This is a genomic window from Streptomyces sp. NPDC030809, from assembly GCF_055572195.1.
On sequence record NZ_JBVIDV010000019.1, the window covers coordinates 91,125 to 112,288 of the forward strand.

At 75.3% G+C, this 21,164-nt stretch carries 21 protein-coding genes; 12 read left to right on the forward strand and 9 right to left on the reverse strand.

Translation table 11 applies throughout. The features are described from left to right. Positions 1–72 precede the first annotated feature (72 nt). Positions 73–741: a hypothetical protein gene (locus ACZ407_RS24400; protein ID WP_468131631.1), complete on the forward strand. Its 669-nt coding sequence runs from the start codon at positions 73–75 to the stop codon at positions 739–741. 188 nt (positions 742–929) lie between these two features. Further along, on the forward strand, positions 930–2,441 hold the full coding sequence (locus ACZ407_RS24405; protein ID WP_468131633.1) for an alpha/beta hydrolase: 1,512 nt from the start codon (positions 930–932) through the stop codon (positions 2,439–2,441). Here ACZ407_RS24405 and yczE read toward each other — a convergent pair. The 5 genes from yczE to ACZ407_RS24430 all read right to left on the reverse strand — a co-directional run bounded on the left by yczE (position 2,395) and on the right by ACZ407_RS24430 (position 7,687). Beyond that, positions 2,395–3,018 (reverse strand): membrane protein YczE, encoded by a 624-nt coding sequence (gene yczE / locus ACZ407_RS24410; RefSeq protein WP_468131787.1) that lies wholly within the window; start codon positions 3,016–3,018, stop codon positions 2,395–2,397. The genes ACZ407_RS24405 and yczE overlap by 47 nt on opposite strands. 266 nt (positions 3,019–3,284) lie before the next feature. Next, positions 3,285–5,135: a serine/threonine-protein kinase gene (locus tag ACZ407_RS24415; protein WP_468131635.1), complete on the reverse strand. Its 1,851-nt coding sequence runs from the start codon at positions 5,133–5,135 to the stop codon at positions 3,285–3,287. A gap of 136 nt (positions 5,136–5,271) precedes the next feature. Beyond that, positions 5,272–6,198, reverse strand: coding sequence for a serine hydrolase (locus ACZ407_RS24420; protein WP_468131637.1), 927 nt, complete (start codon positions 6,196–6,198; stop codon positions 5,272–5,274). A gap of 138 nt (positions 6,199–6,336) precedes the next feature. Then, positions 6,337–7,131: an SGNH/GDSL hydrolase family protein gene (locus ACZ407_RS24425; RefSeq protein WP_468131639.1), complete on the reverse strand. Its 795-nt coding sequence runs from the start codon at positions 7,129–7,131 to the stop codon at positions 6,337–6,339. Next, complete coding sequence (locus tag ACZ407_RS24430) at positions 7,118–7,687, reverse strand: PadR family transcriptional regulator (protein WP_468131641.1); 570 nt, start codon at positions 7,685–7,687, stop codon at positions 7,118–7,120. Before ACZ407_RS24430 ends, ACZ407_RS24425 begins: the two co-directional genes overlap by 14 nt. Before the next feature lie 124 nt (positions 7,688–7,811). Between ACZ407_RS24430 and ACZ407_RS24435 the strand changes: the two genes are divergently transcribed. The 3 genes from ACZ407_RS24435 (at position 7,812) to ACZ407_RS24445 (ending at position 9,932) form a co-directional block, all read left to right on the forward strand. Continuing rightward, positions 7,812–8,243: a nuclear transport factor 2 family protein gene (locus ACZ407_RS24435; protein ID WP_468131643.1), complete on the forward strand. Its 432-nt coding sequence runs from the start codon at positions 7,812–7,814 to the stop codon at positions 8,241–8,243. A gap of 77 nt (positions 8,244–8,320) precedes the next feature. Then, a complete protein-coding gene (locus ACZ407_RS24440; protein WP_468131645.1) occupies positions 8,321–9,028 on the forward strand; it encodes a ribonuclease H family protein in 708 nt (235 codons plus the stop codon). A gap of 220 nt (positions 9,029–9,248) precedes the next feature. After that, positions 9,249–9,932, forward strand: a complete 684-nt coding sequence (locus ACZ407_RS24445; protein ID WP_468131647.1) for an alpha/beta fold hydrolase — start codon at positions 9,249–9,251, stop codon at positions 9,930–9,932. Between the two features lie 61 nt (positions 9,933–9,993). Here ACZ407_RS24445 and ACZ407_RS24450 read toward each other — a convergent pair whose 3' ends face one another. The 3 genes from ACZ407_RS24450 to ACZ407_RS24460 all read right to left on the reverse strand — a co-directional run bounded on the left by ACZ407_RS24450 (position 9,994) and on the right by ACZ407_RS24460 (position 14,795). Next, entirely contained in the window at positions 9,994–11,040 is a 1,047-nt protein-coding gene (locus ACZ407_RS24450; RefSeq protein ID WP_468131649.1) for a LacI family DNA-binding transcriptional regulator, read from the reverse strand. Positions 11,041–11,194: 154 nt separating this feature from the next. Then, complete coding sequence (locus tag ACZ407_RS24455) at positions 11,195–12,619, reverse strand: glycoside hydrolase family 16 protein (RefSeq protein WP_468131651.1); 1,425 nt, start codon at positions 12,617–12,619, stop codon at positions 11,195–11,197. A 226-nt stretch (positions 12,620–12,845) separates the two neighbouring features. Beyond that, on the reverse strand, positions 12,846–14,795 hold the full coding sequence (locus ACZ407_RS24460) for a glycoside hydrolase family 5 protein (protein WP_468131653.1): 1,950 nt from the start codon (positions 14,793–14,795) through the stop codon (positions 12,846–12,848). A 250-nt stretch (positions 14,796–15,045) separates the two neighbouring features. Between ACZ407_RS24460 and ACZ407_RS24465 the strand changes: the two genes are divergently transcribed. From ACZ407_RS24465 to ACZ407_RS24485, 5 genes are all read left to right on the forward strand, one after another. After that, positions 15,046–15,726 (forward strand): TetR/AcrR family transcriptional regulator, encoded by a 681-nt coding sequence (locus ACZ407_RS24465; RefSeq protein WP_468131655.1) that lies wholly within the window; start codon positions 15,046–15,048, stop codon positions 15,724–15,726. Between the two features lie 26 nt (positions 15,727–15,752). Then, the gene (locus ACZ407_RS24470; protein WP_468131657.1) at positions 15,753–16,055 is read left to right on the forward strand and encodes a putative quinol monooxygenase; all 303 of its coding nucleotides are present in this window, start codon (positions 15,753–15,755) and stop codon (positions 16,053–16,055) included. Between the two features lie 177 nt (positions 16,056–16,232). After that, positions 16,233–16,862, forward strand: a complete 630-nt coding sequence (locus ACZ407_RS24475) for a TetR/AcrR family transcriptional regulator (protein WP_468131659.1) — start codon at positions 16,233–16,235, stop codon at positions 16,860–16,862. Then, the gene (locus ACZ407_RS24480) at positions 16,846–18,480 is read left to right on the forward strand and encodes an isovaleryl-CoA dehydrogenase (RefSeq protein WP_468131661.1); all 1,635 of its coding nucleotides are present in this window, start codon (positions 16,846–16,848) and stop codon (positions 18,478–18,480) included. Before ACZ407_RS24475 ends, ACZ407_RS24480 begins: the two co-directional genes overlap by 17 nt. 118 nt (positions 18,481–18,598) lie before the next feature. Beyond that, positions 18,599–18,850, forward strand: a complete 252-nt coding sequence (locus tag ACZ407_RS24485; RefSeq protein ID WP_468131663.1) for an EF-hand domain-containing protein — start codon at positions 18,599–18,601, stop codon at positions 18,848–18,850. A 26-nt stretch (positions 18,851–18,876) separates the two neighbouring features. Here ACZ407_RS24485 and ACZ407_RS24490 read toward each other — a convergent pair whose 3' ends face one another. Beyond that, positions 18,877–19,659: an SDR family NAD(P)-dependent oxidoreductase gene (locus tag ACZ407_RS24490; RefSeq protein ID WP_468131665.1), complete on the reverse strand. Its 783-nt coding sequence runs from the start codon at positions 19,657–19,659 to the stop codon at positions 18,877–18,879. A 259-nt stretch (positions 19,660–19,918) separates the two neighbouring features. Here ACZ407_RS24490 and ACZ407_RS24495 point away from each other — a divergent pair, with 259 nt between their 5' ends. Further along, positions 19,919–20,299 (forward strand): VOC family protein, encoded by a 381-nt coding sequence (locus ACZ407_RS24495; RefSeq protein ID WP_468131667.1) that lies wholly within the window; start codon positions 19,919–19,921, stop codon positions 20,297–20,299. Between the two features lie 65 nt (positions 20,300–20,364). Continuing rightward, entirely contained in the window at positions 20,365–21,153 is a 789-nt protein-coding gene (locus ACZ407_RS24500) for a TIGR01458 family HAD-type hydrolase (RefSeq protein ID WP_468131669.1), read from the forward strand. Positions 21,154–21,164: the final 11 nt, after the last annotated feature.

Below are 21,164 nucleotides of genomic sequence, written 5' to 3' on the forward strand. Positions count from 1 at the left end.
GGCGGGCCGTCACGGGGCGGCCCGCCTGCCCGCACCGCACTTCCCGCCCCTCATTCCACCGGGAGCACCGCCATGCACCGAAGAACCACCTCCCCGGCCGCCACCTCCCCGGCCGCCGCCTCCCTGGCCGCCGCCCTCCTGTCCGGCGCCCTGCTCATGGCCGCGCCGGGCACCGCGGCCGCACACGGGGACACGATCGAGGTCACCCTCACCGGACACCGGCAGGGCCGCGTCACCGCCGACGTCACCTGGGAGAACGACGGGGACCCGGTGGAGGAGCGGGTCGCGGCGACCGTCAACGCGGTCAGCGGGGACGGCACGCGCACGGCGGGTCCCTGGAAGCTGGTCCGCGACCCGGGCACCGCGGCCGGCTGGACCACCGCCGAAGCCCTGCCGGCCGGCCGCTGGCAGGTCACCGTCGAGGTGGGCTTCCCGGACCTCGGCCGCGGCCAGGGCACCGTCACGGTCGCCGCCCCCGGCCCGGCCGCGAGCACCGCCACCCCCGCCGGGCCCGGGAGCCCCGGGCGGCGGACGGCCGCGGATGCCCCGAAGGCCGCCGGAGCCACCCGTACGGCCGCCCGGCCCGCCATGGACCCCGTCGCCCCCGACCGCAACCGGGAGCCGGACTCCGGCCCCGGCCGCGGCACGTGGCTGACCACCCTGGGTGTCGCAGGCGCCGCCCTCACCGGCGCCACGGTGGGGATCCTCGTCCGCCGCGCCCGCTCGCGCAAACGCCGCTGAGCCTCCCGCACGGCCGCGCGCAGGCCCGGAAAGCCCGGTGACCCGGCCCCGCCGCGAGAGGGGCCTCGGCGGCCGCCCGGGGCCAACTGCCCCGCGGCGGGCCGTACTCGGGCCCGGGGGTTGTCCCCACCCCGGGCCGACCGGCCCGCCGGATGGGGGGCGCGAACGCCTTCGACCAGGCTGAGGGCATGACGAACCCGATCAAGAAGCCCCTGCTCCTGACCCTCGCCGCCGCGGTGGTGGCGGCCACCCTGACCGGGACCGCGGCGGCCGCCGCCCCCGGGACCGGGGCCGCCGCCCCGCAGCTCGACTGGCAGCCCTGCGCCCGGCCCGGCGGCCCGGCCGGCCAGGAGTGCGCCACCCTGCCCGTGCCGCTCGACTACGCCGAGCCCGAAGGGCGGCAGCTCGGCATCGCCGTCACCCGCCTTCCCGCCGAGCGCGGCGCGGGCACCCGCCGCGGCAGCCTCCTCGTGATCCCCGGCGGTCCGGGCGGCTCCGGAGTGCAGCGCCTGGCCCAGAAGGGCGCGGCCCTCCGCAAGGAGCTGGGGAACACGTACGACCTCGTGGCCATGGACCCGCGCGGGGTCGGCGGCAGCACCACCGCGAGCTGCGCACTCGCCCCCGGGGACCGCTACCTCACGAGCCTGCGCCCGTGGCCCGCCCCCGACGGCTCCATCGGCGCCAACCTCGCCCGCTCGCACCGCATAGCCGAGGCCTGCGCGCGCAACGGCGGACCCGTGCTGCGCAGCTTCACCACCGCCAACCAGGTGCGCGACATGGACCGCTTCCGGGCGGCGCTCGGCGAGGAGAAGCTCTCGGCGTGGGGGGTCTCGTACGGCACCTATGTCGGGGCCGTCTACGCCCAGCAGTTCCCGCACCGCACCGACCGCTGGGTGCTCGACAGCAGCGGCGACCCCGACCCGAAGCGGGTGGCCCGCGGCTGGCTGGCGAACATGTCGGCGGGCGCCGACGACCGCTTCCCCGACTTCGCCGCCTGGGCCTCGCACCCGGACCGGAACCGCGAGGGCCTGCGGCTCGCCGAGCGGGCCGAGGAGGTCCGCCCGCTGGTCCTGTCCCTCGCCGCCGCCCTCGACCGGGCACCGCGGGAGTCCACCACCCCGGGGGTCCCGCTCACCGGGAACGGACTGCGCCAGGCCCTGCAGAACGCCCTCTACGCCGATGCCGCCTTCCCCGCCTTCGCACGCCTGGTACGGGCGGCCGCGGCCGGCGGCGACCCCGTGGCCCTGCCGCCGGAGCTCGCCCGGCCGATCCGCGACGAGGACGCGGCGGTCATGGTCGGCGTCATCTGCAACGACGTGGCCTGGCCGCACACTCCGGCCGCCGGCCACCGGAGGGCGGTCGCCGCCGACCGCGCCGCCCACCCCCTGACGGCGGGCATGCCCGTCAACGTCCTGCCCTGCTCCTTCTGGAAGCACGAGACCGCGCCCGAGCCGGTGCGGATCACCTCCGAGGGCCCTTCCGACATCCTCATGCTGCAGAGCCGCCGCGACCCCGCCAACCCGCTCTCCGGGGCCCTGAAGATGCGCGCGGCGCTCGGCGACCGGGCCCGCATGGTCACCGAGGAACAGGGCGGGCACGGGCTCTACCTGGGCAACGGCAACGCCTGCGGCAACCGCGCGGTCACCGCCTTCCTCACGACGGGGGAGCGGCCGGAGCAGGACGCGTACTGCCCGAACTGACCGGCTCCGGCAGGGCGAAGAAGCGCAGGAAGAACTGGGCCAGCGGGCCGATGGCCACGGCGTACACCACGGTGGCGATCCCGACCGTGCCGCCCAGCAGGAACCCGGCCGCCAGGACGGTCAGTTCGATGCCGGTGCGCACCAGCCGGATCGAGCGGCCCGTCCGGCGGTGCAGGCCGGTCATCAGCCCGTCGCGCGGGCCGGGGCCGAAGCGCGCCGCGATGTACAGGCCGGTCGCGATGCCGTTGAGGACCACTCCGGCGGCGAGGAGCAGCACCTGGACCACCGGGCGCCCGGCCGCCGGCACGAAGACGAGGGTGGCGTCCATGCTCAGACCCACGACGAACACGTTCGAGACGGTGCCGAGCCCCGGGCGCTGGCGCAGCGGCCACCACAGGAGCAGCACCAGCGCCCCCACGGCCACGGACACGGTTCCGATGCTCCAGCCGATCCGCTCGGCCACCCCCTGGTGGAACACGTCCCAGGGGTCGAGGCCCAGCCCCGCCCGGACGAGGAGGGCCGAACTGGCGCCGTACAGGGCGAGCCCGGCGTAGAGCTGGACCAGGCGGCGGGCCAGTCGGCGGGGCGGGGCCGGAGCCGGGGGCGGGGCCGGGACCTCCGGTCCGGCGGCCGCGGGCGGCGGGCCGGAGGCGGGAGCAGGCGGCTGCGCGGGCGCGGCCGGTTCGACAGGGGCGGCGGGGAGCGAGGGGAGTGAGGGGGTGGGCACCGGTGGGGCCTTTCCGGAGATCCAATGGCCGACGCCCCCCAGGCTCCGGCACAGGTGGAATCCGCATCCAGGGCCAATCCGACCCAAGTGGCCTTGTTTCCGCCGTGCGGTCCGTCTCAGCGGCCGGCGGCCAGCGCGGCGAAGGAGTCCAGGGCCGCGTCGAAGTGCCTTTTGGCCTCCCCGGCCCTGCCGACGGGGGCCGAGACCCACAGGTCGTACAGCCGGTTGTTCTCCTCCCAGCACACGTCGAGGGTGTGCCGGGGCCCCTCGACGGACGAGAAGCCGTCCCAGCTGAACTCCCACAGGGCGGCGGGCATCCCGTTGTGGGTCGTGGGGACCACCGAGCCGTCGCGGTAGCCGCGGTTGGTGGACGGGCCGTCGCGGTGCGAGGCCTCCATGACCGCCAGCGGCCCGCCCGCCACCGGCATCCGGAGCCTGATCCCGATCCGCACCGCCGAGTCGGGGGAGAGGTAGAAGACCCGCTTGTCGTCGGTGGCGCGCTGGTACCCCTCCGGCACCGCCAGTCCGAAGCCCTGCACGTCGGGAACGAACCGGTATCCGGCGGGCACCGCCTTCCCGGTCGGAGCCGTGGGCACGACGGACGGGGCGCCCGAGGGCGGGGCCGCGTCCGCCGGAGCACCCGTGGCCGCGCTCCGGGAGCCTCGGGAGGCGGCCGCGCCGGGCGCGGTGCCCTGGGCGCCCGCGGTGCCGCCCGGGCCGGCCGGATCCTTGTCGAGCAGGGCCACCGCCGTCCCCGCGCCCAGCGCGGTGCAGGCGACGAGCGCCGCGATCAGGCCCATGCGCAGGCGCCGCCGCGGGGGTTGCCCCTCCCGCTGGGTCGTCCCGTCGGACACGGCACCCGAACCGGCCGCGCCCCCGGCAAGGGCGGCACCCGCGGCCGCGCTCGTGGCCACTGAGGCCCCCGGCGAGCCCCCGGCCGGTCCCGCCGCCGCGGCTCCGGCCCAGCCGGCACCGAGCACGCCTCCGGCACCTCCCGCCCCGGAGGGCCCATCCCCGGCACCGGACTCCGCTGCCGCGCCGGCCCCGCCCGGCCCCGCCGGCCGGGCCTGCGTCGGCGCGTTCGGAGACGGCCCGGACGCCGGCCGGACGGGTTCGGCCGGGGAGCGGCCGGCGGCCCGGCCCGCGCCGATCCCGCCCGCCCCCGCGCACTCCGCGAGGAGCCGCTCGGCCTCCGCCGCGCCGATGCGCCGCTCCGGATCCCGCTCCAGCAGCCCCCGTACGACCGCGGCCAGCGGGCCGAGCTCCTGCGGCGGGCGGATCACGTCGAAGACGACCGCGTGCAGGATGCCCCCGAGGGAGTCGCGCCGGAACGGGGACTCCCCGCTGACCGCCGCGCACAGCAGGGCGCCCAGGGACCACAGGTCGGACGCGGGCCCGGCCTCGCCGCCCTGCATCCGTTCGGGCGCGGTGTATTCGGGGGAGCCGACGAAAGCCCCGCTCTCGCTGATGGTCGTGGCCCCGGCGAGCCGGGCGATGCCGAAGTCGGTCAGCACCACCCGGTCCGTGCCCGACTCCAGCAGCACGTTGGCCGGCTTCACGTCCCGGTGCAGCACCCCGCCCGCGTGGGCGGCGCTCAGTGCGCCCAGCAGGGCCAGCCCGACCCGGGCGGCCTCGGCCGGGGCCAGCGGGCCCGCGGTCGCCAGCCGGTGCGCGAGGGATCCGCCGTCGACGAGCTCCATCACGATGTACGGATGCCCCTCGTGCTCGACCACGTCGTGCACGACGACCACGTGCGGATGGCGGAGCTGGGCGACGACACGGGCCTCGCGCAGGGCGCTCGCGGCGTTCGCCCCGTCGTCCACGTGGAGTTCCTTGACGGCGACGCGGCGGCCGAGCAGCTCGTCCGTCGCGCGCCAGACCGTACCCATCCCGCCCCGGCCCAGCTGCTGCTCCAGGCGGTAACGCCCGCCGATCACCGTGCTGTTGCGCGGAGCGCCCTGCGACACGCTGTTCTCCCCCTCGATCGGATGGGCCTCATGATGCCGCACGCGCCCCGACCTGCGCCAAGGCCCGGGCCCTCCGGAGCGGAGGACCCGGGCCAGGGGCGCTGCGGCGGGCGGCTCGCCCGTGGGTGCCGGGGCCTCAGGAGGCGGCCGGCACCGGCGGGATCGCCTCGGTCGGGCTGACCGGCGGAGCGATGCGCTGCGGGGCCGTCGTGGTCGGCACCAGGTCCCGGTGGATCACCTTCGCGATCGCCTGGATGGTGGCCACGCCGTAGTCCATCGAGCTGTTGTCCTGGCTCAGCACGGTCATGTAGTAGTCGTGCCCGCCGCCCTGGAACGCGCCGATGCTGTGCACCCGCCAGCCGTGCGTGGCCCGCGGCAGCCAGCCGTTCTTCACGTGCACCTTGACGGTGGACGGGGCGCCCGCGGGCGTGCCCCAGCGCTGCGAGGCCACGACCTTGTTCATCAGCTTCAGGATGTACGCGCGGGAGTTGTCGCTGAGCACCGTGTTCTTCGCGGTGATCAGCGAGAGGAGCCGCTGCTCGTCCTGGACGGTGATCTGGGTGAGCCCCCAGTAGCCGTTCGCCCCGGGAACGGTGTGCGTCATCCCGGCGGCGGTGAGGAAGCCCTTGATCTTCGTCAGGCCCAGCTGGCGCCACAGCGAGGTGGTCGCGTTGTTGTCGGACTTGGTGATCATGGCGGTCGCGAGGTCCGCCTCCCGCTGCGTGAGGTAGCGGTTCGTCTTCTTCGCGTCCCACAGCAGGGCGGCGAGCACGGTCGCCTTGACCACGCTCGCCGAGTCGTACGCCGAGGTGGAGCGGAAGCTGCACGTGGTCTTCGTGGTGCGGTCGTACAGGCCGACCGCGATGGCGCCCTTGCGGCCGCGCATGGCGGCGGTGATGTCCTGCTGGAGCTTGGCGGCCAGACCGGCCTTGGCGGAGGTGCAGGAGACCGTCGGGGCGACCGCCGCCGAGGCGGGAGCGGCGGCGGCGCCGAGCGGTACGAGCACCCCGGCGGCCAGGCCTGCGGACAGCATGCGGGCGCGCCGGGATATCCGGTGAGTCATTGGAGGCTTCCCATCCCCTTTGTTGCCGAGCGGGCGCGCTCGCGCGCACCCGACGGTCATGACTCGTCGACCCACCGAAAGGTTGCACCCGAACCGAAAAAATGTTCAACCGATCGGGTGTCCTATGTCTCGGCCCCCTCAGGAGCCGGCGGGAAGGCGTACGGGAAGCAGTGCGGGGCGCTTCGCGGTGCGCCCCGCACCGGAGGAGCGGCCGAGCAGCCGCCGCCCCAGCCACGGGCCGAGGAACCCGGCCGCCCACCGCAGTTCGGCGGGCGCGGCGCGCAGCCCGGTGGGGAAGGGCACCGCGGGCGGCGGCAGCGGGCGGGTCCAGGCGTCGCTGCTGCCCGGCAGACCGAGGGCTTCGGCCACGGCGCCCGCGATCCGGGCGTGGCCGACCGGCCCCGCGTGCAGCCGGTCCGGGCTCCACAGGCGGGGATCCGCGACCACCGGGTGGTGGCCTGTCTCGGCCACCGCGACCCCGTGCCGCCCCGCCGCCGCCCGGATCCGGGCGTTGAGCGCCTCGACCCGGGAGCCCAGCGGCCGGGCGAGCGGGGTGATCCGCCCGGGGTCGGGGAAGGTCACCGTGGCCACCCGGGCCCCCTGGGCGGTCAGCGCGGCGAACATCGCCTCCAGGTGCCCGGCCACCTCGTCTGCGTCGAAGCGCGGCCGCAGCAGGTCGTTCATCCCGGCCACCACCGTGGCCAGGTCCGGGCGCAGGTCCAGCGCCGCCGCGAGCTGCCCGGCCCGTACCTGCCCCGCCAGGCGCCCGCGTACGGCCAGGTTGGCGTACGCCAGGCCGGGCTGGTGCCGGGCGAGGTCCTCGGCGAACCGGTCGGCCCAGCCGCGCAGGCCGGTCTCCTCGTCCCCGTCGCCCAGCCCCTCGGTCTGGCTGTCGCCGAGGGCCACGTAGCGCAGGTAGTCACGGCCGGACACGGGCGGCCTCCCGCTCCTCCAGGACCCCGATGGTGCGCAGGCACCACTCCAGGTTGCCCCGCTCGAAGGCGAGGCCGCGCAGGCAGGTCAGATACGGGCCGATGCGCTCGCCGTGGCGCAGGAACTCCGCCTCGTCGGCCTCGCCCCGCATGGTGCGCAGCAGGTGTTCGAAGAGGTCCGCCTTGGCGCGGGCGATCCCGGCCCGCTCGGTGAGCTGCGCGATCAGCACGGCGGGATCCACGTGGTCCGCCGCCTGCACCTTGACCACCAGGTCGTCGCGCATGAAGGAGGGCTTGGCCGCTGCCGCGGCGAAGGCGTCCAGTTCGGCCAGACCTGCCTCGGTGACCCGGAACAGGCGCTTGTTCGGACGGGTGTCCTGGACCACCTCGCGGCCGGAGATCAGGCCCTCCTTCTCCAGCCGGGCCAGCTCCGCGTACAGCTGCTGGGGCAGGGCGTGCCAGAAGTTCGCCACGCCCACGCTGAACGCCTTGGCCAGCTGGTACCCGCTGAGTTCCTCGTCGAGCAGCGCCGCGAGGACGGCGTGGCGCAAGGCCATCGGATCCCTCTCCTCCTGCCGCCGCACCCGCCCCGGAACCGTCCCGGGCCCCTTGTCCGCACCGGCCCCTCCGAGCATACTCAAAAATCTGACTAGTCACATCCATGACTACAGGGGAGGACCCGTGTCCGCATCCGCCGCACAGCGCTTCCGCACCGCCGTCGAGAAGCGCGACCTGTCGCTGCTCGACGACCTGTTCACCGAGGACGTGCGCCTCTACAGCCCCGTGAAGTTCACCCCCTTCGAGGGCCGGCCGATGGTCCTGGCCCTCTTCGGCCTCCTGCTGCGCGTCTTCGAGGACTTCCGCTACGTCGGCGGGTACGAGGGGGAGGCGCAGACGAGCGCCGACGGCAGTGCGGCCCCCTCCGAGGTCCTGCTGTTCCGGGCCACCGTGAACGGCAGGGAGGTCCACGGCATCGACCTCCTCCACTTCGCCGCCGATGGCCGGATCAAGGAGTTCACGGTGATGGTCCGCCCGCAGTCCGCGGTGCACGCCCTGGGGGAGGCGGTCCTCGCCGGGCTGGTGGCCGAGGGCCTGGTGCCGACGGCGGACTGAGGGCACCGCGCCACCGGCGGCGGCCGCCGGGCACCCGGCCGGCGCCCGGCGGTGTCGCGGTCGGGCATCATCGGGGGATGTCCGATCGCATCATCGCCGCCTGTGACGGGGCGGCCAAGGGAAATCCCGGCCCGGCCGGATGGGCCTGGGTCATCGCCGACGCCGAGGGCCGCCCCGAGCGCTGGGAGGCGGGCCCGCTGGGCCGCGCCACCAACAACATCGGCGAACTCACCGCCCTCCAGAGGCTGCTGGAGGCGGTGGCGCCGGGCACCGCCCTCCAGGTGCGGATGGACTCGCAGTACGCGATGAAGGCCGTCACCGAATGGCTGCCGAACTGGAAGCGCAACGGCTGGAAGACGGCCGGCGGCAAGCCCGTCGCCAACCGGGAGCTCGTCGAGAGCATCGACGAGCTGCTGGCCGGACGCGACGTCGAGTTCCGGTACGTGCCCGCCCACCGGGAGGACGGCGACCACCTCAACGCCATCGCCGACCAGGCCGCCAGCGACGCCGCCGCCACCCAGGAGGCCGCCGGTACCGCGCACGGGCACGAGGACATCCCCGTACCGGCGCCGCAGCGCAGCGCACCGGCCCGCCGCAAGCCCGGCACGGCCACCGCCCGCAAGTCCTCCCCGGCCGGGGGCTCCGGCGGCCCGGCGCGCACCATCAAAGCGAAGTTCAAGGGCACCTGCCCGTGCGGCCGGACGTACGCGGCGGGCGAGCCGATCACCAAGGTCGGCTCCCGCTGGGGCCACCCCGACTGCCGCACCACCGCCCCGGCGGACTGACCCCGCCCCCCGCCCGGTTCCCCGGGCCGTCCCCTTCCTCGCCCGCCTGGCAGCGCGGGCGGGGGCGGGGGCGGGGGCGACCGGGGCGCCTGAAGGCCCCGCCGCCCGCCCCGCCCCGCGTGACCCGTTCGGGCCGCCCGGGGTGTGGGCGGGCGCCCGCCGGTGTGGACTCGGGGTGCCGAAGAGGCGAGGGGGGACCGCCGACTGGAGGAACGCGCCGATGTCTCCGAGCAAGCCCAGCATCGTCTTCGCCCACGGCCTGTGGGCGGACGGCTCCTGCTACAGCAAGCTGATCCCGGCCCTCCAGAGGGAGGGCCACGAGGTCGTCTCCGCCCAGAACACGCTGGACTCGCTGGAGGGCGATGTCGATGCCGTCCGGCGCGCCCTGGCACGGGTCAGCGCCCCGGCCGTCCTCGTCGGCCACTCCTGGGGCGGTTTCGTGATCAGCGCGGCCGGCACGGACGAGCGGGTCGGGGCCCTGGTCTACATCGCCGCGCTGGCGCCGGACGCGGGCGAGACCCCGGAGGGGCTGATCGGCAAGTTCGACCCGCCGCCCCTCTTCGCGCACCTGGACGCGGAGGACGGCCGCCTGTGGATCGCCCGCGACGGCATCTCCGACTTCTGCGGGGACCTCTCGGAGGCCGATCAGCAGCTGGTGTGGGCCACCCAGGGATCCGCGCGCGCGGAAGTCCTCGGCGCCAGCACGGACGACCCGGCCTGGAAGTCCAAGCCCAGCTGGTACGTCCTCGCCCGGCAGGACCACGCCGTCAACCCCGACCTCCAGCGGTTCATGTCCCAGCGCATGGGCGCCACCACCGTCGAGCTCGACTCCTCGCACGTTCCGATGCTGTCCCAGCCCGAGGCCGTCCTCGACGTCATCCGGACCGCGGCCCGGCACGCGTAGCCGGCCGCCCGGCGGGGCGGACCGGATCGGGCCGGATCGGGCCGGGGCGCGCGGGGCCGGATCAGGCCGAGGCGCGCGGTACGAGGACGGTGGGCGTGATCACCGGCCCGGCCGTCCGGCCCGCGGTCCGGCCCTCCGGGCCCAGCCGCCGCAGCAGCAGCCGGGCCATGGTCCGGCCCATCCCCTCGATGTCCTGGCGTACGGTCGTCAGCGGCGGGTCGGCGGTCTCGGCGATCACCTCCGCGTCGTCGAAACCGACCACGGCCACGTCACCGGGCACCGACCGGCCGCGCTCCCGCAGCACCCGCAGCGCGCCCGTGGCCATCAGGTCGTTCGCGGCGAACACCGCGTCGAGGGACGGGCGGCGGTCCAGCAGTTCGGCCATCGCCCGCGCCCCGCCCGCCGCCGTGAAGTCCCCCTCGGCGACCAGCGCCGGATCCCCGTCCGGCAGCAGGTCCCGGTAGCCCTCGAACCGGTCGGCCGCCGAGGTCTGGTCGAGCGGTCCGGAGATGTGCGCGACCGACCTCCGGCCGCGCTCCAGCAGGTGCCGTACGGCCGCCTGCGCCCCGCCCCGGTTGTCCGCGTCCACGTAGGTGACGCCCTCCCCGTCCGCGGCCCCGGCCGTCCAGGCCGGGCGGCCGCCGAACACGGTGGGCAGCCCGAGGGAGCGCGTCATCTCCGGCAGCGGGTCCTCGGCGTGCAGGGAGAAGGCGAGCGCCCCGTCCACGTGCCCGCCGGCGAGGTAGCGCCCGATCCGGCCGTACTCCTCCCGGCCCTCGACCAGCAGCAGTACCAACTGGGTGTCGTGTGCGGTGAGTTCCCGGCTGATCCCGCGTATCTGGCGGGAGAAGAAGGGGTCCGAGAAGATCCGCGTCTCGGGCTCGGCGATGACCACGGCCACGGCCCCGGTGCGCCGCGTGACCAGGGTCCGGGCCGCCGGGTTGGGCACGTAGCCGAGCTCGCGGATGGCCTCATGGACCTGTTCGGCCAGCCGGGCGCGCACCCCCTCCCCGCCGTTGACCACCCGGGAGACGGTGGCCCGCGAGACCCCGGCGCGGGCTGCGACGGCTTCCAGCGTCGGACGTACCCCGGTGAGCGGTTCGGACACGGGCGCTCCCTCCTGTGCAGGCCGGGCGCCCCCTGCGCCGCGCGAAGAGCAGGGTAGTGCCCGGGCCCGGGCCGCCGGGAGGGGGTGCGGCGGCCCGGGCGGCGCGGCTCGGCGTGCCCGAGGGGCGGCGGGCGGATCGGGGCTCCCGCCGTGATCAGCGGCCGAAGCGGATCCAGTTGACGTTCACGAAGTCGGCGGGCTGGCCGCTGGTGAAGGTCAGGTACACGTCGTGGATGCCGGTGACGGCGCTGATGTTCGCGGGCACGGTCTGCCAGTTCTGCCAGCCGCCGGTGTTCGCCACGGAGAAGCTGCCGACCGGAGCGGCGGTGCGGCTGTCCAGCCGGACTTCGACGAGCCCGCTGACCCCGCCGCCCGCGCCGCCGGCCACCCGGCCGTAGAACTGCCGGGCCGCCGCCCCGGATCCGAAGTCCACGCCCTTGTAGAGGGCCCAGTCCCCGTTGCCGACCGAGGCGAGGTTCTGGCCGCCCCCGCTGTCCGCGGTGGTCTCGCGCACGGTCCCGGACTGCTCGTCGTACGACTCGGCCTCGATCACGGCGTACGCGTCGCGCCTTCCGGCCGGCGGAGTGGTCGGCGGGGTGGTGGTGGGCGGGGTGGTGGTGCCGCCCGTGCGCTGGACGGAGACGTAGTCCACGACCATCGGGTGGCCCGGTTCGGTCCCGGCATCGGGCCCGCCGCCGAAGGCGTCGGGGAACCCGCCGCCCATGGCCACGTTCAGGATGACGAAGTAGCCGTGGTTCGTGGCGGCCGCCCAGGTCGCCGCGTCCACCTGGTCGGCCCGTACGGTGTGGAAGACGGTCCCGTCGACGGAGAAGCGCATCTGCTCCACCGCGGCGGACCGGTCCCACTCGACGGCGTACGTGTGGAAGCCGGCCTGGCAGGTGGCTCCGGGGCAGGTGCGCTGCCCGCCGATGCCGGAGGTCTCGTTGCAGGGGCCGCCCGGGCTCGTGCCGCAGTGCATGGTCGCCCACACCGTGTTCAGGCCCTGGACGTTCTCCATGATGTCGAGCTCGCCGATGCCGGGCCAGTTCCACCAGTTGCCGCGGTAGGGGGTGCCGAGCATCCAGAAGGCCGGCCAGTAGCCCTTCGCCGCCGCCCCGGTGACGTTCGGCATCTGTATGCGGGCCTCGGCGCGCAGTCTGCCGCCCGCAGGGGGCTCGAAGTCGGCGCGCCGGGTCTCGATCCGGCCCGAGGTCCAGTTGCCGGCGGCGTCCCGCCGCGGGGTGATGCGGAGGTTGCCCGCGCCGTCGAGGGAGACGTTCGCCGTGCTCGACGTCATCGTCTCGATCTCCCCGGTGCCGAAGCGGGCGGGGCCGCCGGGGTAGCTGGTGCCGGTGGTGTACTGCCAGCGGTCCGTGTTCACCCCGGAGCCGGCCGGGCCGTCGAACTCGTCGAGGAACACCTGGGTCCAACCGGCCGGCACCGGCGGGGCCACGGCCTGCGCGGATCCGGTGCCGAAGGCCGCGGCCGCGGCGGCGGCCACGGCCACGGCCGCGGTGGTGAGCGCGGCGAGCAGGGTGCGCCGGGCCGGGGCCCGGGTGGTGCCGGATGTCGGGTGCATGAGTCACCTCTCTGAGGCGCCGCGAGGCGCGGTCCGGGGGGAGGCGCACGAGGGCGTTCACCGTTCTGAGAGCGCTCTCAGGCGCGCCGCTGGACACTGTCCTCCGCGCCGGTGCGGGCGTCAAGAGTTGGAGGCGCCAACTGCCTCGGAAGCAGAGTGGGTTCACTGGATGACGGCAGCGGCGCCGCAGCCGGCCCGGCGGTGGGCCCGCCGGGCCGGACGGACCTCAGGGCGCCAGGCGGCGGCAGAGCAGCGCGTCCGGCCGCCCGGCCGAGCCGACCCGGGTCGTGAAGGCGACCCCGGCCGCGTACTCGTCGGACCCGCACTGCCCCTTGAAGTGGCCGTACGCGAAGTCCGCCCCGGGCGAGCCCGCGGGCCGGTTGTCGCCGCGGTCGAACCAGAGGGTGCGGCCCGCCGTGCCCAGGGCCTCTCGCGCCGGTACGCACAGCACCGCGGAGGTGCGGTCCCCGCGCCGGCTGAAGCCGATGGCGAACTGCTGCGGCGGGCACTGGAGTTTGGTGTAGCCGCCGGCCCAGTCCCCGCCCGCCGGGACGTACCGCTCGTCCCGCACCACGGTCTGCGTGCTGCCCGCGGCCCGCAGGTCGCCCGGGGACGGCCCGTCGGTGCACAGGCCGCGGCCCCCCGAGTGGCTCAGGCCCACCAGCCGCTCGCCGTCGGGGCACACCGCCTTGCGGGCCCCGCCGTCCCAGTCGCCCAGGGCCCGGGTGCGCAGGGACTGGACGTGGTCGCGGTGGTCGGTGGTGAGCAGGTCCCAGGAAGCGGTCCGGGGCACCGGCCCGGTCCGGCCGGGGGCGGTGGTCAGCGAGGTCCAGTCGGCGGACCGCCAGTCCCCGCCGTCCAGGATGCCGCTGCGGGCGCCGGAGGTGTCGTAGCGCAGCAGGGCCCAGCTGTCGTGCCCGGTCCACCCGATGGCCGGCCAGTACGCGAAGTCGGCGTCCGCGGCGGCCAGATGCCCGGCGAAGCGGGTGAACCAGGAGCGGGGCACGGGGTTCTGCTCGTCGGAGCCGATCCCGAACTCGCTGATCCACACCGGGGCGGTGAAGTGCGCGCCGGTTTCGGCGGACACGAAGAAGGCCTGGTCGTACAGGACCCGTTCCAGCTCGGCGGGGCTCAGGTCCTGGTAGCGGGGGTCGTGGGTCTCGCCCATGCCGGTGGCGCCGCTGTGGCGGGGGCCGGTGTAGCCGTAGAAGTGGGCCGAGTAGACGAGCTTGCCGGAGACGGCGAGGGTGTGCGACAGGGTCCGGGCCGGGGTGAGGGTGGGCCGGCCGTGGGCGAACCCGTCCACGGGGATGCCGGTCCAGTTGATCCCCTCGACGATGACGAGGAGCTCCGGATCGGCCTCGGTGAGGATGCGGTCCGCGGCCTCCTGGGCGGCGGCGTACCAGTCGTGGTCGTCGCCCAGGCCCCAGTTGGGGTCGTCGAGGACGGTGCGGCGCACCTCGTTGTAGAGGTCGGCGCCGGCCACGCGGGGGTTGTCCCGGTAGCGGCGGGCCATGAAGACCCAGTCGTCGGCCCAGGCCCGGGTGGACTGGCTGGTGTTCCAGCGCTCGTTGCCGTCGAGGGCGCAGCACCAGCGGCTGGTGTTGGTGTGGTTGTTGAGGATCACGGCGAAGCCGTCGGCGGTCAGGGCCGAGACCACCGCGTCGTACACCTCCAGCGGGGTCTTCCCCCGCAGCCCGGGGTTGGCCGCGACGGCGGAGTCGGGGACCGGCCGGGCGGTGTGGACCATCTCGTTGGAGAACGGCAGCCGGATGCTGTTGAGCCCGAGCCGGTGCAGGTCGGCGACGATCGCGGCCAGCGGGGCGCGGTCCAGCCCGAGCGGGATGCCGTGGGAGTCCTGGCCGCTGTGGTGGGAGGCGGGGTCTGCGATGTCGCCGGAGCCGGACCAGGAGCCCTGGGCGCCGTCCCAGTTCCCCGACCGCAGGCGGAAGCGCTCGCCCCGGGCGTCCACGATGTAGCGGCCCCGGGTGGACAGGGGCGGCGTCCACGAGGCGGCGAGCGCGGGCCCGGTGGACGGAGCGGAGACCGGGGCTGCCGCTGCCGCCGCGGCGGCCGCCGGGGACGCGAGGGCCGGTGCGGGCGCGCCGGCGCAGGCGGCGGCCAGCAGTGCGGACACGGCCGCCAGGCGGCGCAGTGCGCGTAAGGGAGATGTCAAGGGACCTGCCTCGGAGACGGCGGCCCGGGAGCGGCCGGAGCCGGCGGGTGGGTGAACCCGGCCAAGTTACCGACGAGTTGGCGAAGGGGCCAGAGATCTGCGCGGGCCGGCGGGACGCCCGGCTCCGGACTCCCGGGCCTGCGGTGGGCTGAACCGTATGGTTCGGCGCCCCCGGCGCGCGGATACGGAACCGTTCAGTTCATATACTGAGATCCCCCACACCGCAGAGCACGACCGGAGGACGGCCCCCATGGACGCCGGCGCGACAGACACCACGGACGAGTACGGCATCCCGGTCATCCCCGACTGCTCCGAGGCCACCCGGCTCAAGCGCCGCGCGATCATCGACGCGGCCGTGGCCGAATTCCTCGCCGAGGGCTACGCGGCCGCCTCCATGGACGCGATCACCAGCCGCTCCGGGGTCTCCAAAGCCACCGTCTACAAGCACTTCGGCAGCAAGGAACGGCTCTTCCTCGCCGCCATCGCGGGCATCCTGCGCGAGACGTACGCCGGCCTGGAGCCCTGCAGCCACACCATCGCCCGGGCCCCCGACCTGCGGGCCGCCCTCGTCCACCTCACCCGCGACTGGGCCGGGCTGCTCCTGCGCCCCGACATCATGTCGCTGCGCCGCCTGGTCATCGGCGAGATCGACCGGTTCCCGCAGCTCGGCCGGCTCTGGTACCGGATCACGTACGACATGAACAACGGCCCGCTGATCGCCGCGGTCACCGAGCTCACCGAGCGCGGCCGCCTCGACGCCCCCGACGCGGCCCTCGCCGTCGAGCAGCTCGTGGCCGCCACCGTGGGCGTGCCCCAGCTCGTGCGCACCTTCAGCCCGGACGCGGCGATCGACGAGGCCGAACTCACGCGCACCGTCACCTCGGGCGTGGACCTCTTCCTTGCCCGCTATCTGGTCAACCCGGCGCGCTAGCCGGCCTGCTGGCTACGGTGCCGGGCATGTCAAAGCCGGTACAGCTCGTCATCCTGATCACCACCCAGCCGGGCCGCGGCCCGGAGCAGACCGCCGCCTTCGAGCGGCTCGCCCCGGTCGTGCGGGCCGAGGAGGGGTGCCTCCAGTACGACATGCACCAGGTCTGCGGAGACCCCGACCGCTTCGTGCTCATCGAGCGGTGGGCCTCGGCGGAGGACCTCGCGGCGCACGACGCCACCCCGCACATGCTCGCGGCCGACGCGGCCGGTCCGGGCTTCCGGGCGGGCCCGGCCCAGGTCTTGCGACTGGACCCCGCCCCGCTCGCCTGACCGCACCGGCCGACCGCCGGTCCTGCAGGCTCCCCGCGCGACTGCCGCCCGCCGCACCGGCGGCGGCAGTCGCGCTTTTCGCTGCCTCCGGCCCGCCCGCGGGCCCGTCCGCGGGCCCGTCCGCGAGCCCGTCCCGGGTCTGGTGTGAAGCAGTGAATCAGTGCTTCAATCCTTGCCGTGCCCTACCGACGCCCCGCCTCCGTACAGGCCCGCCTCGACGCCCGCCGGGACCGCGTGCTGGACGCCGCCGTACGCCTGCTCTCCCGCGAGGGGTACGCCGGCTGCTCGGTCGCCGCGATCGCCGCCGAAGCCGGCATCTCCACCGGCAGCGTCTACCAGTCCTTCTCCGGCAAGTCCGAGCTGGCCGCCGCCCTGTTCCGCACCCTCGTGGCGCGGGAGCTGGAGGCGGTGGCCGCAGCCGCGGAGGGCGCCGGCCCGGCCGGAGCCGGCCCGGCCGCCGGACGGGTGGCCGCGGCCGTGGAGGTCTTCGCCTTCCGGGCCCTCCAGGCCCCCCGCCGCGCCTTCGCCCTGCTCGCCGAGCCCGCCGACCCGGCGGTGGACACCGAACGGCTCGTCTTCCGCCGGGCCTTCCGCGACCTGTACGCCCGGCAGATCGCCGCGGGCGTGGCGTCCGGCGAACTCCCCGCCCAGTCACCGGAGCTGACCGCAGCCGCCCTCGTCGGCGCGATCGCCGAAGCGCTCGTCGGCCCGCTCGCCGACGGGGACGCGACCCCCGGCGAGGTCATCCCCGGCCTGATCACCTTCACCCTGCGTGCCCTTGGAGGACACGATGCCGCAGACGCATGAGGTCACCAACCAGGTTCCGCCGCACCACGGCCACGACACCGCCGCCGACCCGGCCCTGCTCGCGGCGGTCGTCCGCGAGGGCGCCGACTGGGCCCTGCCCGACCTGCACCGCCTCGGCGTCCTCGCCGGATCCGAACAGGCCGCCGACTGGGGCCGCCTGGCCAACGAACACCCGCCCGTGCTGCACACCCACGACCGGTACGGCCACCGCATCGACGAGGTCGAGTTCCACCCGTACTGGCACGAGCTGATGCGCACCGCCGTCTCCCACGGCCTGCACGCCGCACCCTGGGCCGAGGACCGGCCCGGCGCACACGTCGCCCGCGCGGCGAAGTTCCTCGTCTGGGGCCAGGTCGAAGCGGGCCACTCCTGCCCCGTGTCCATGACCTACGCGGCCGTCCCGGCCCTGCGCGCCACGCCCGCACTGGCCTCCTGGCTGGAGCCGCTGCTCGCCTCCCGCACGTACGACTTCGGGCTGCGGGCACCCGCCGGCAAGCAGGGCCTGATCGCCGGCATGTCGATGACCGAGAAGCAGGGCGGCTCCGACGTACGCGCCAACACCACCACCGCCGTGCCCGCCGGGGACGGCACGTACCGGCTCACCGGCCACAAGTGGTTCACCTCCGCCCCCATGTCGGACGTCTTCCTCACCCTGGCCCAGGCCCCCGGCGGGCTCTCGTGCTTCCTGCTCCCGCGGGTGCTGCCGGACGGAAGCCGCAACGGCCTGTTCCTCCAGCGCCTCAAGGACAAGCTCGGCAACCGCTCCAACGCCTCCGCGGAGATCGAGTACGAGGACGCCTTCGGCTGGCTGGTGGGGGAGGAGGGCCGCGGGGTCGCCACCATCATCGAGATGGTCAACACGACGCGCCTCGACTGCGTGCTCGGCGGGGCCTCCGGCATGCGCCTGGGCGCCGTGCGCGCCCTCCACCACGCCACCCACCGCCGGGCCTTCGGCAAGGCGCTCGTGGACCAGCCCCTCATGCGCAACGTGCTGGCCGACCTCGTCCTCGAATCCGAGGCGGCCACCACCGTGGCCCTGCGGCTCGCCGGGGCCACCGACCGGGTCGCGCGCGGGGACGGCGACGAGGCCCTGCTGCGCCGGCTGGGCCTGGCCGTGACCAAGTACTGGGTGTGCAAGCGGGCCCCCGGCCATGCTGCCGAAGCGCTCGAATGCCTGGGCGGCAACGGCTACATCGAGGACTCCGGCATGCCCCGCCTCTACCGCGAGGCCCCGCTCTCCTCCATCTGGGAGGGCTCCGGGAACGTGGCCGCCCTCGACGCCCTGCGGGCCATGGCCCGCCAGCCCGAGACCGTCGAGGCCTTCTTCGCCGAAGCGGGCCGGGCCGCCGGGGCGAACCGGCACCTGGACGCGGCGGTCACGGGACTGCACAAGCAGCTCGCCGACCCCGCGGAGGCGGAGTACCGGGCCCGGCAGCTCGCCGAGACCATGGCCCTGGTCCTCCAGGCGGCCCTGCTCCAGCAGCACGCCCCCGCCGCGGTCGCCGACGCCTTCTGCGCCTCCCGCCTCGGCGGCGAACACGGCGGCGCCTACGGGACCTTGCCCACCGGCGTCGACACCGAGGCCATCCTGAGCCGCGCCCGGGCGGTCACCGCCTGAGCCGCGCCCGCGACCGTGCCCGGGGGCGGCCCGCGCCCCCCGGCATCCCCGCACCCCCGCCGCCTCCGCGCCGCCCCCGGGACGTACGCTTGCCACGCATCCCGAAAGGACTCATGTGATGAGTGAGAAGGCCCGCAAGCTCTTCGACGCGCTCGACCTCAACCACGACGGCATCCTGACCCGCGCCGAGGTGATCTCCGCCCTGCGCAGCAAGGGCCCGACCCTGGCCGCCCAGGGCGACCTGCCGTTCTGGGGACTCGGCGACGCCGACGCCTCCTCGGCGCTGTTCGACGCCGCCAACGCCGACGGCGACTCCGTCCTGACCTTCGAGGAGTTCCAGCGGGAGGTCGACCGCCGCTTCGGCTGGTGACCCCCGGGGCGGCCCCGCCGCCCGCCTCAGCGCGAGGTGAAGCCGCCGTCGATCGCGAGCGCCGCGCCCGTCACGAACGAGGACTCGTCGCTGAGCAGGAACGCCACCAGCGGGGCGATCTCCTCGGGCTGCGCGATCCGGTTCACCGGGTGCAGCCCCGCGATGTGCGCGGCCGCCTCCGCCGTGGTGATCATGGTGTCGCGGGACAGCGGGGTGTCCACCCCGCCGGTGGTGATGGCGTTCACCCGGACCCCCTGCTCGGCCACCTCCAGGGCGGCGGCCCGGGTCAGGCCCACCACCGCGTGCTTGGCGGCCACGTACGGGGCCACCCCGGCGAAGCCGACGACGCCCAGGTTCGAGGCGTTGTTCACGATGGACCCGCGGGTCCGGGACACCGCCGGCAGCTGGTGCTTGAGGCAGTGGAAGACGCTCGTGGCGTTCTGCGCGAGCTCGGCCTCCCAGGCCGCGGCCTCGATGCCGGGGAGCGGACCGCCGGCGTTGATCCCGCCGGCGTTGTTGAACGCCCCGTCCAGCCGCCCGAATCCGGCGACCGCCGCCTCCACCAGCGCGGCGGCGTCGGCCTCGACGGCCACATCGGCGGGGACGAAGAGGGCCCGGCCGCCCCCGGCGCGCAGCTCCTCGGCCGCGGCCTCGCCGACGTCCTTGCGACGGGCCCCCAGCACCACGGCCGCCCCCTCCGAGACGAGCCGCCGGGCCACCGCCAGACCGATCCCGGAGGTTCCGCCGGTGACGATGAAGACCTTGGACTCCAGACGTGCGGACAGTAACGCGGACGTACGAGCAGACATGGTCGGTCCTTTGCATGAAGGGTGCGGAAAACCGCGGGACACGGTGACGCCCCCGGCCGGGAGTGGCGATCACTGCGTCCAGCCTGCGGGACCGGGAGCCGCGCGGCTGGCGGAAATCCGACCTCGCGTTTTCCGGTCCGGCCCGCCGGGAGGAGGATGGGAAGCGGGCCGCACGCCCGGCGCATGCGGCCCGGATCCCCGCGCGCCGGCCGGGGCCGGCGGGGCGGGCCCGCGGGGGGCACAGCAGAAGGAGACCGTGATGCTGGGAGAGAGCAAGGCCTTCAGCGGGTTCTCGGTCGACAGCCTCGATGCGGCGAGGAAGTTCTACGGCGAGACCCTAGGGCTGACCGTGTCCGAGGACCGCGGGATGCTGTTCCTGCAGCTCAACGGGGGTGCCACCGTCCTGATGTACCCCAAGGACAACCACGAGCCCGCCTCGTTCACGGTGCTCAACTTCCCCGTCGGCGACATCGACGGGGCCGTGGACGCCCTCGTGGCGCGCGGCGTGTCCATCGAGCGCTACGAGGGCTTCGAGCACGACGAGAAGGGCGTCGTACGCGGCGGCGGGGGCCCGGAGACCGCCATCGCCTGGTTCAAGGACCCGGCCGGCAACGTCCTCTCCCTGATCCAGGAGGGCTGATCCCGCCGTCACCGGGGGCCGCGCCGCCTGTGCGCGGCCGCCCGCCGCGCACTACCGTCGGCCGGATGGAGCGAATCCGAGGGGTCCTCATCGACATCGACGGGGTGCTCACCGTGTCCTGGAAACCCATTCCGGGCACGGCCGAGGCCATGCAGCGGCTGCGTGCGGCCGGACTGCGCCTGGCGCTGCTCACCAACAACACCTCGCGCACGAGGGACGCGATCGCGGCCCGGCTCGGCGCGGCGGGCTTCCCGGTGTCCGCCGAGGACGTGCTGACGGCCCCCGCGGCCACGGCGGCGTACCTCCGCGAGCACCACCCGGGAGCGCGCTGCCTGCTGCTGGGCAGTGGTGACGTACGGGACGACCTCGCCGGAGTGGACCTGGTGGACGCCGGGGACCCGGACGCGGAGGCGGACGTGGTGGTACTCGGGGGTGCCGGGCCGGAGTTCGGCTACGAGGCCCTCAACCGGGCCTTCCGGCACGTGCAGGGCGGGGCGCACCTGGTGGCCATGCACCGCAATCTGTACTGGCGCACCGAGAGCGGGCTCGACCTCGACACGGGGGCCTTCGTCCTCGGTCTGGAGCGGGCGGCGCGGGTGGAGGCGGCGGTCACGGGCAAGCCGGCCCGGGCGTTCTTCGAGGCCGCCCTCGCCCATGTGGGCACCGGGCCCGCGCAGACCCTGATGGTGGGCGACGACGTCGAGGCGGACGTGCTCGCGGCGCAGGACTGCGGGCTCACGGGCGTCCTGGTGAAGACGGGCAAGTACCTGCCGGAGACCCATCGCGAGGCTCCCGGCACCCCGGACCACGTGCTGGACTCCTTCGCCGGGCTGCCCGAGCTGCTGGGTCTGTAGTGCCCGGGGGC

Bases quoted from the DNA above. Each gene is read 5' to 3' on its own strand.
- ACZ407_RS24400 (WP_468131631.1), top strand. From the start codon at position 73: ATGCACCGAAGAACCACCTCCCCGGCCGCCACCTCCCCGGCCGCCGCC.
- ACZ407_RS24405 (WP_468131633.1), top strand. From the start codon at position 930: ATGACGAACCCGATCAAGAAGCCCCTGCTCCTGACCCTCGCCGCCGCG.
- ACZ407_RS24420 (WP_468131637.1), bottom strand. From the start codon at position 6,198: ATGACTCACCGGATATCCCGGCGCGCCCGCATGCTGTCCGCAGGCCTG.
- ACZ407_RS24430 (WP_468131641.1), bottom strand. From the start codon at position 7,687: ATGGCCTTGCGCCACGCCGTCCTCGCGGCGCTGCTCGACGAGGAACTC.
- ACZ407_RS24440 (WP_468131645.1), top strand. From the start codon at position 8,321: ATGTCCGATCGCATCATCGCCGCCTGTGACGGGGCGGCCAAGGGAAAT.
- ACZ407_RS24445 (WP_468131647.1), top strand. From the start codon at position 9,249: ATGTCTCCGAGCAAGCCCAGCATCGTCTTCGCCCACGGCCTGTGGGCG.
- ACZ407_RS24455 (WP_468131651.1), bottom strand. From the start codon at position 12,619: ATGCACCCGACATCCGGCACCACCCGGGCCCCGGCCCGGCGCACCCTG.
- ACZ407_RS24465 (WP_468131655.1), top strand. From the start codon at position 15,046: ATGGACGCCGGCGCGACAGACACCACGGACGAGTACGGCATCCCGGTC.
- ACZ407_RS24470 (WP_468131657.1), top strand. From the start codon at position 15,753: ATGTCAAAGCCGGTACAGCTCGTCATCCTGATCACCACCCAGCCGGGC.
- ACZ407_RS24480 (WP_468131661.1), top strand. From the start codon at position 16,846: ATGCCGCAGACGCATGAGGTCACCAACCAGGTTCCGCCGCACCACGGC.
- ACZ407_RS24485 (WP_468131663.1), top strand. From the start codon at position 18,599: ATGAGTGAGAAGGCCCGCAAGCTCTTCGACGCGCTCGACCTCAACCAC.
- ACZ407_RS24490 (WP_468131665.1), bottom strand. From the start codon at position 19,659: ATGTCTGCTCGTACGTCCGCGTTACTGTCCGCACGTCTGGAGTCCAAG.
- ACZ407_RS24495 (WP_468131667.1), top strand. From the start codon at position 19,919: ATGCTGGGAGAGAGCAAGGCCTTCAGCGGGTTCTCGGTCGACAGCCTC.
- ACZ407_RS24500 (WP_468131669.1), top strand. From the start codon at position 20,365: ATGGAGCGAATCCGAGGGGTCCTCATCGACATCGACGGGGTGCTCACC.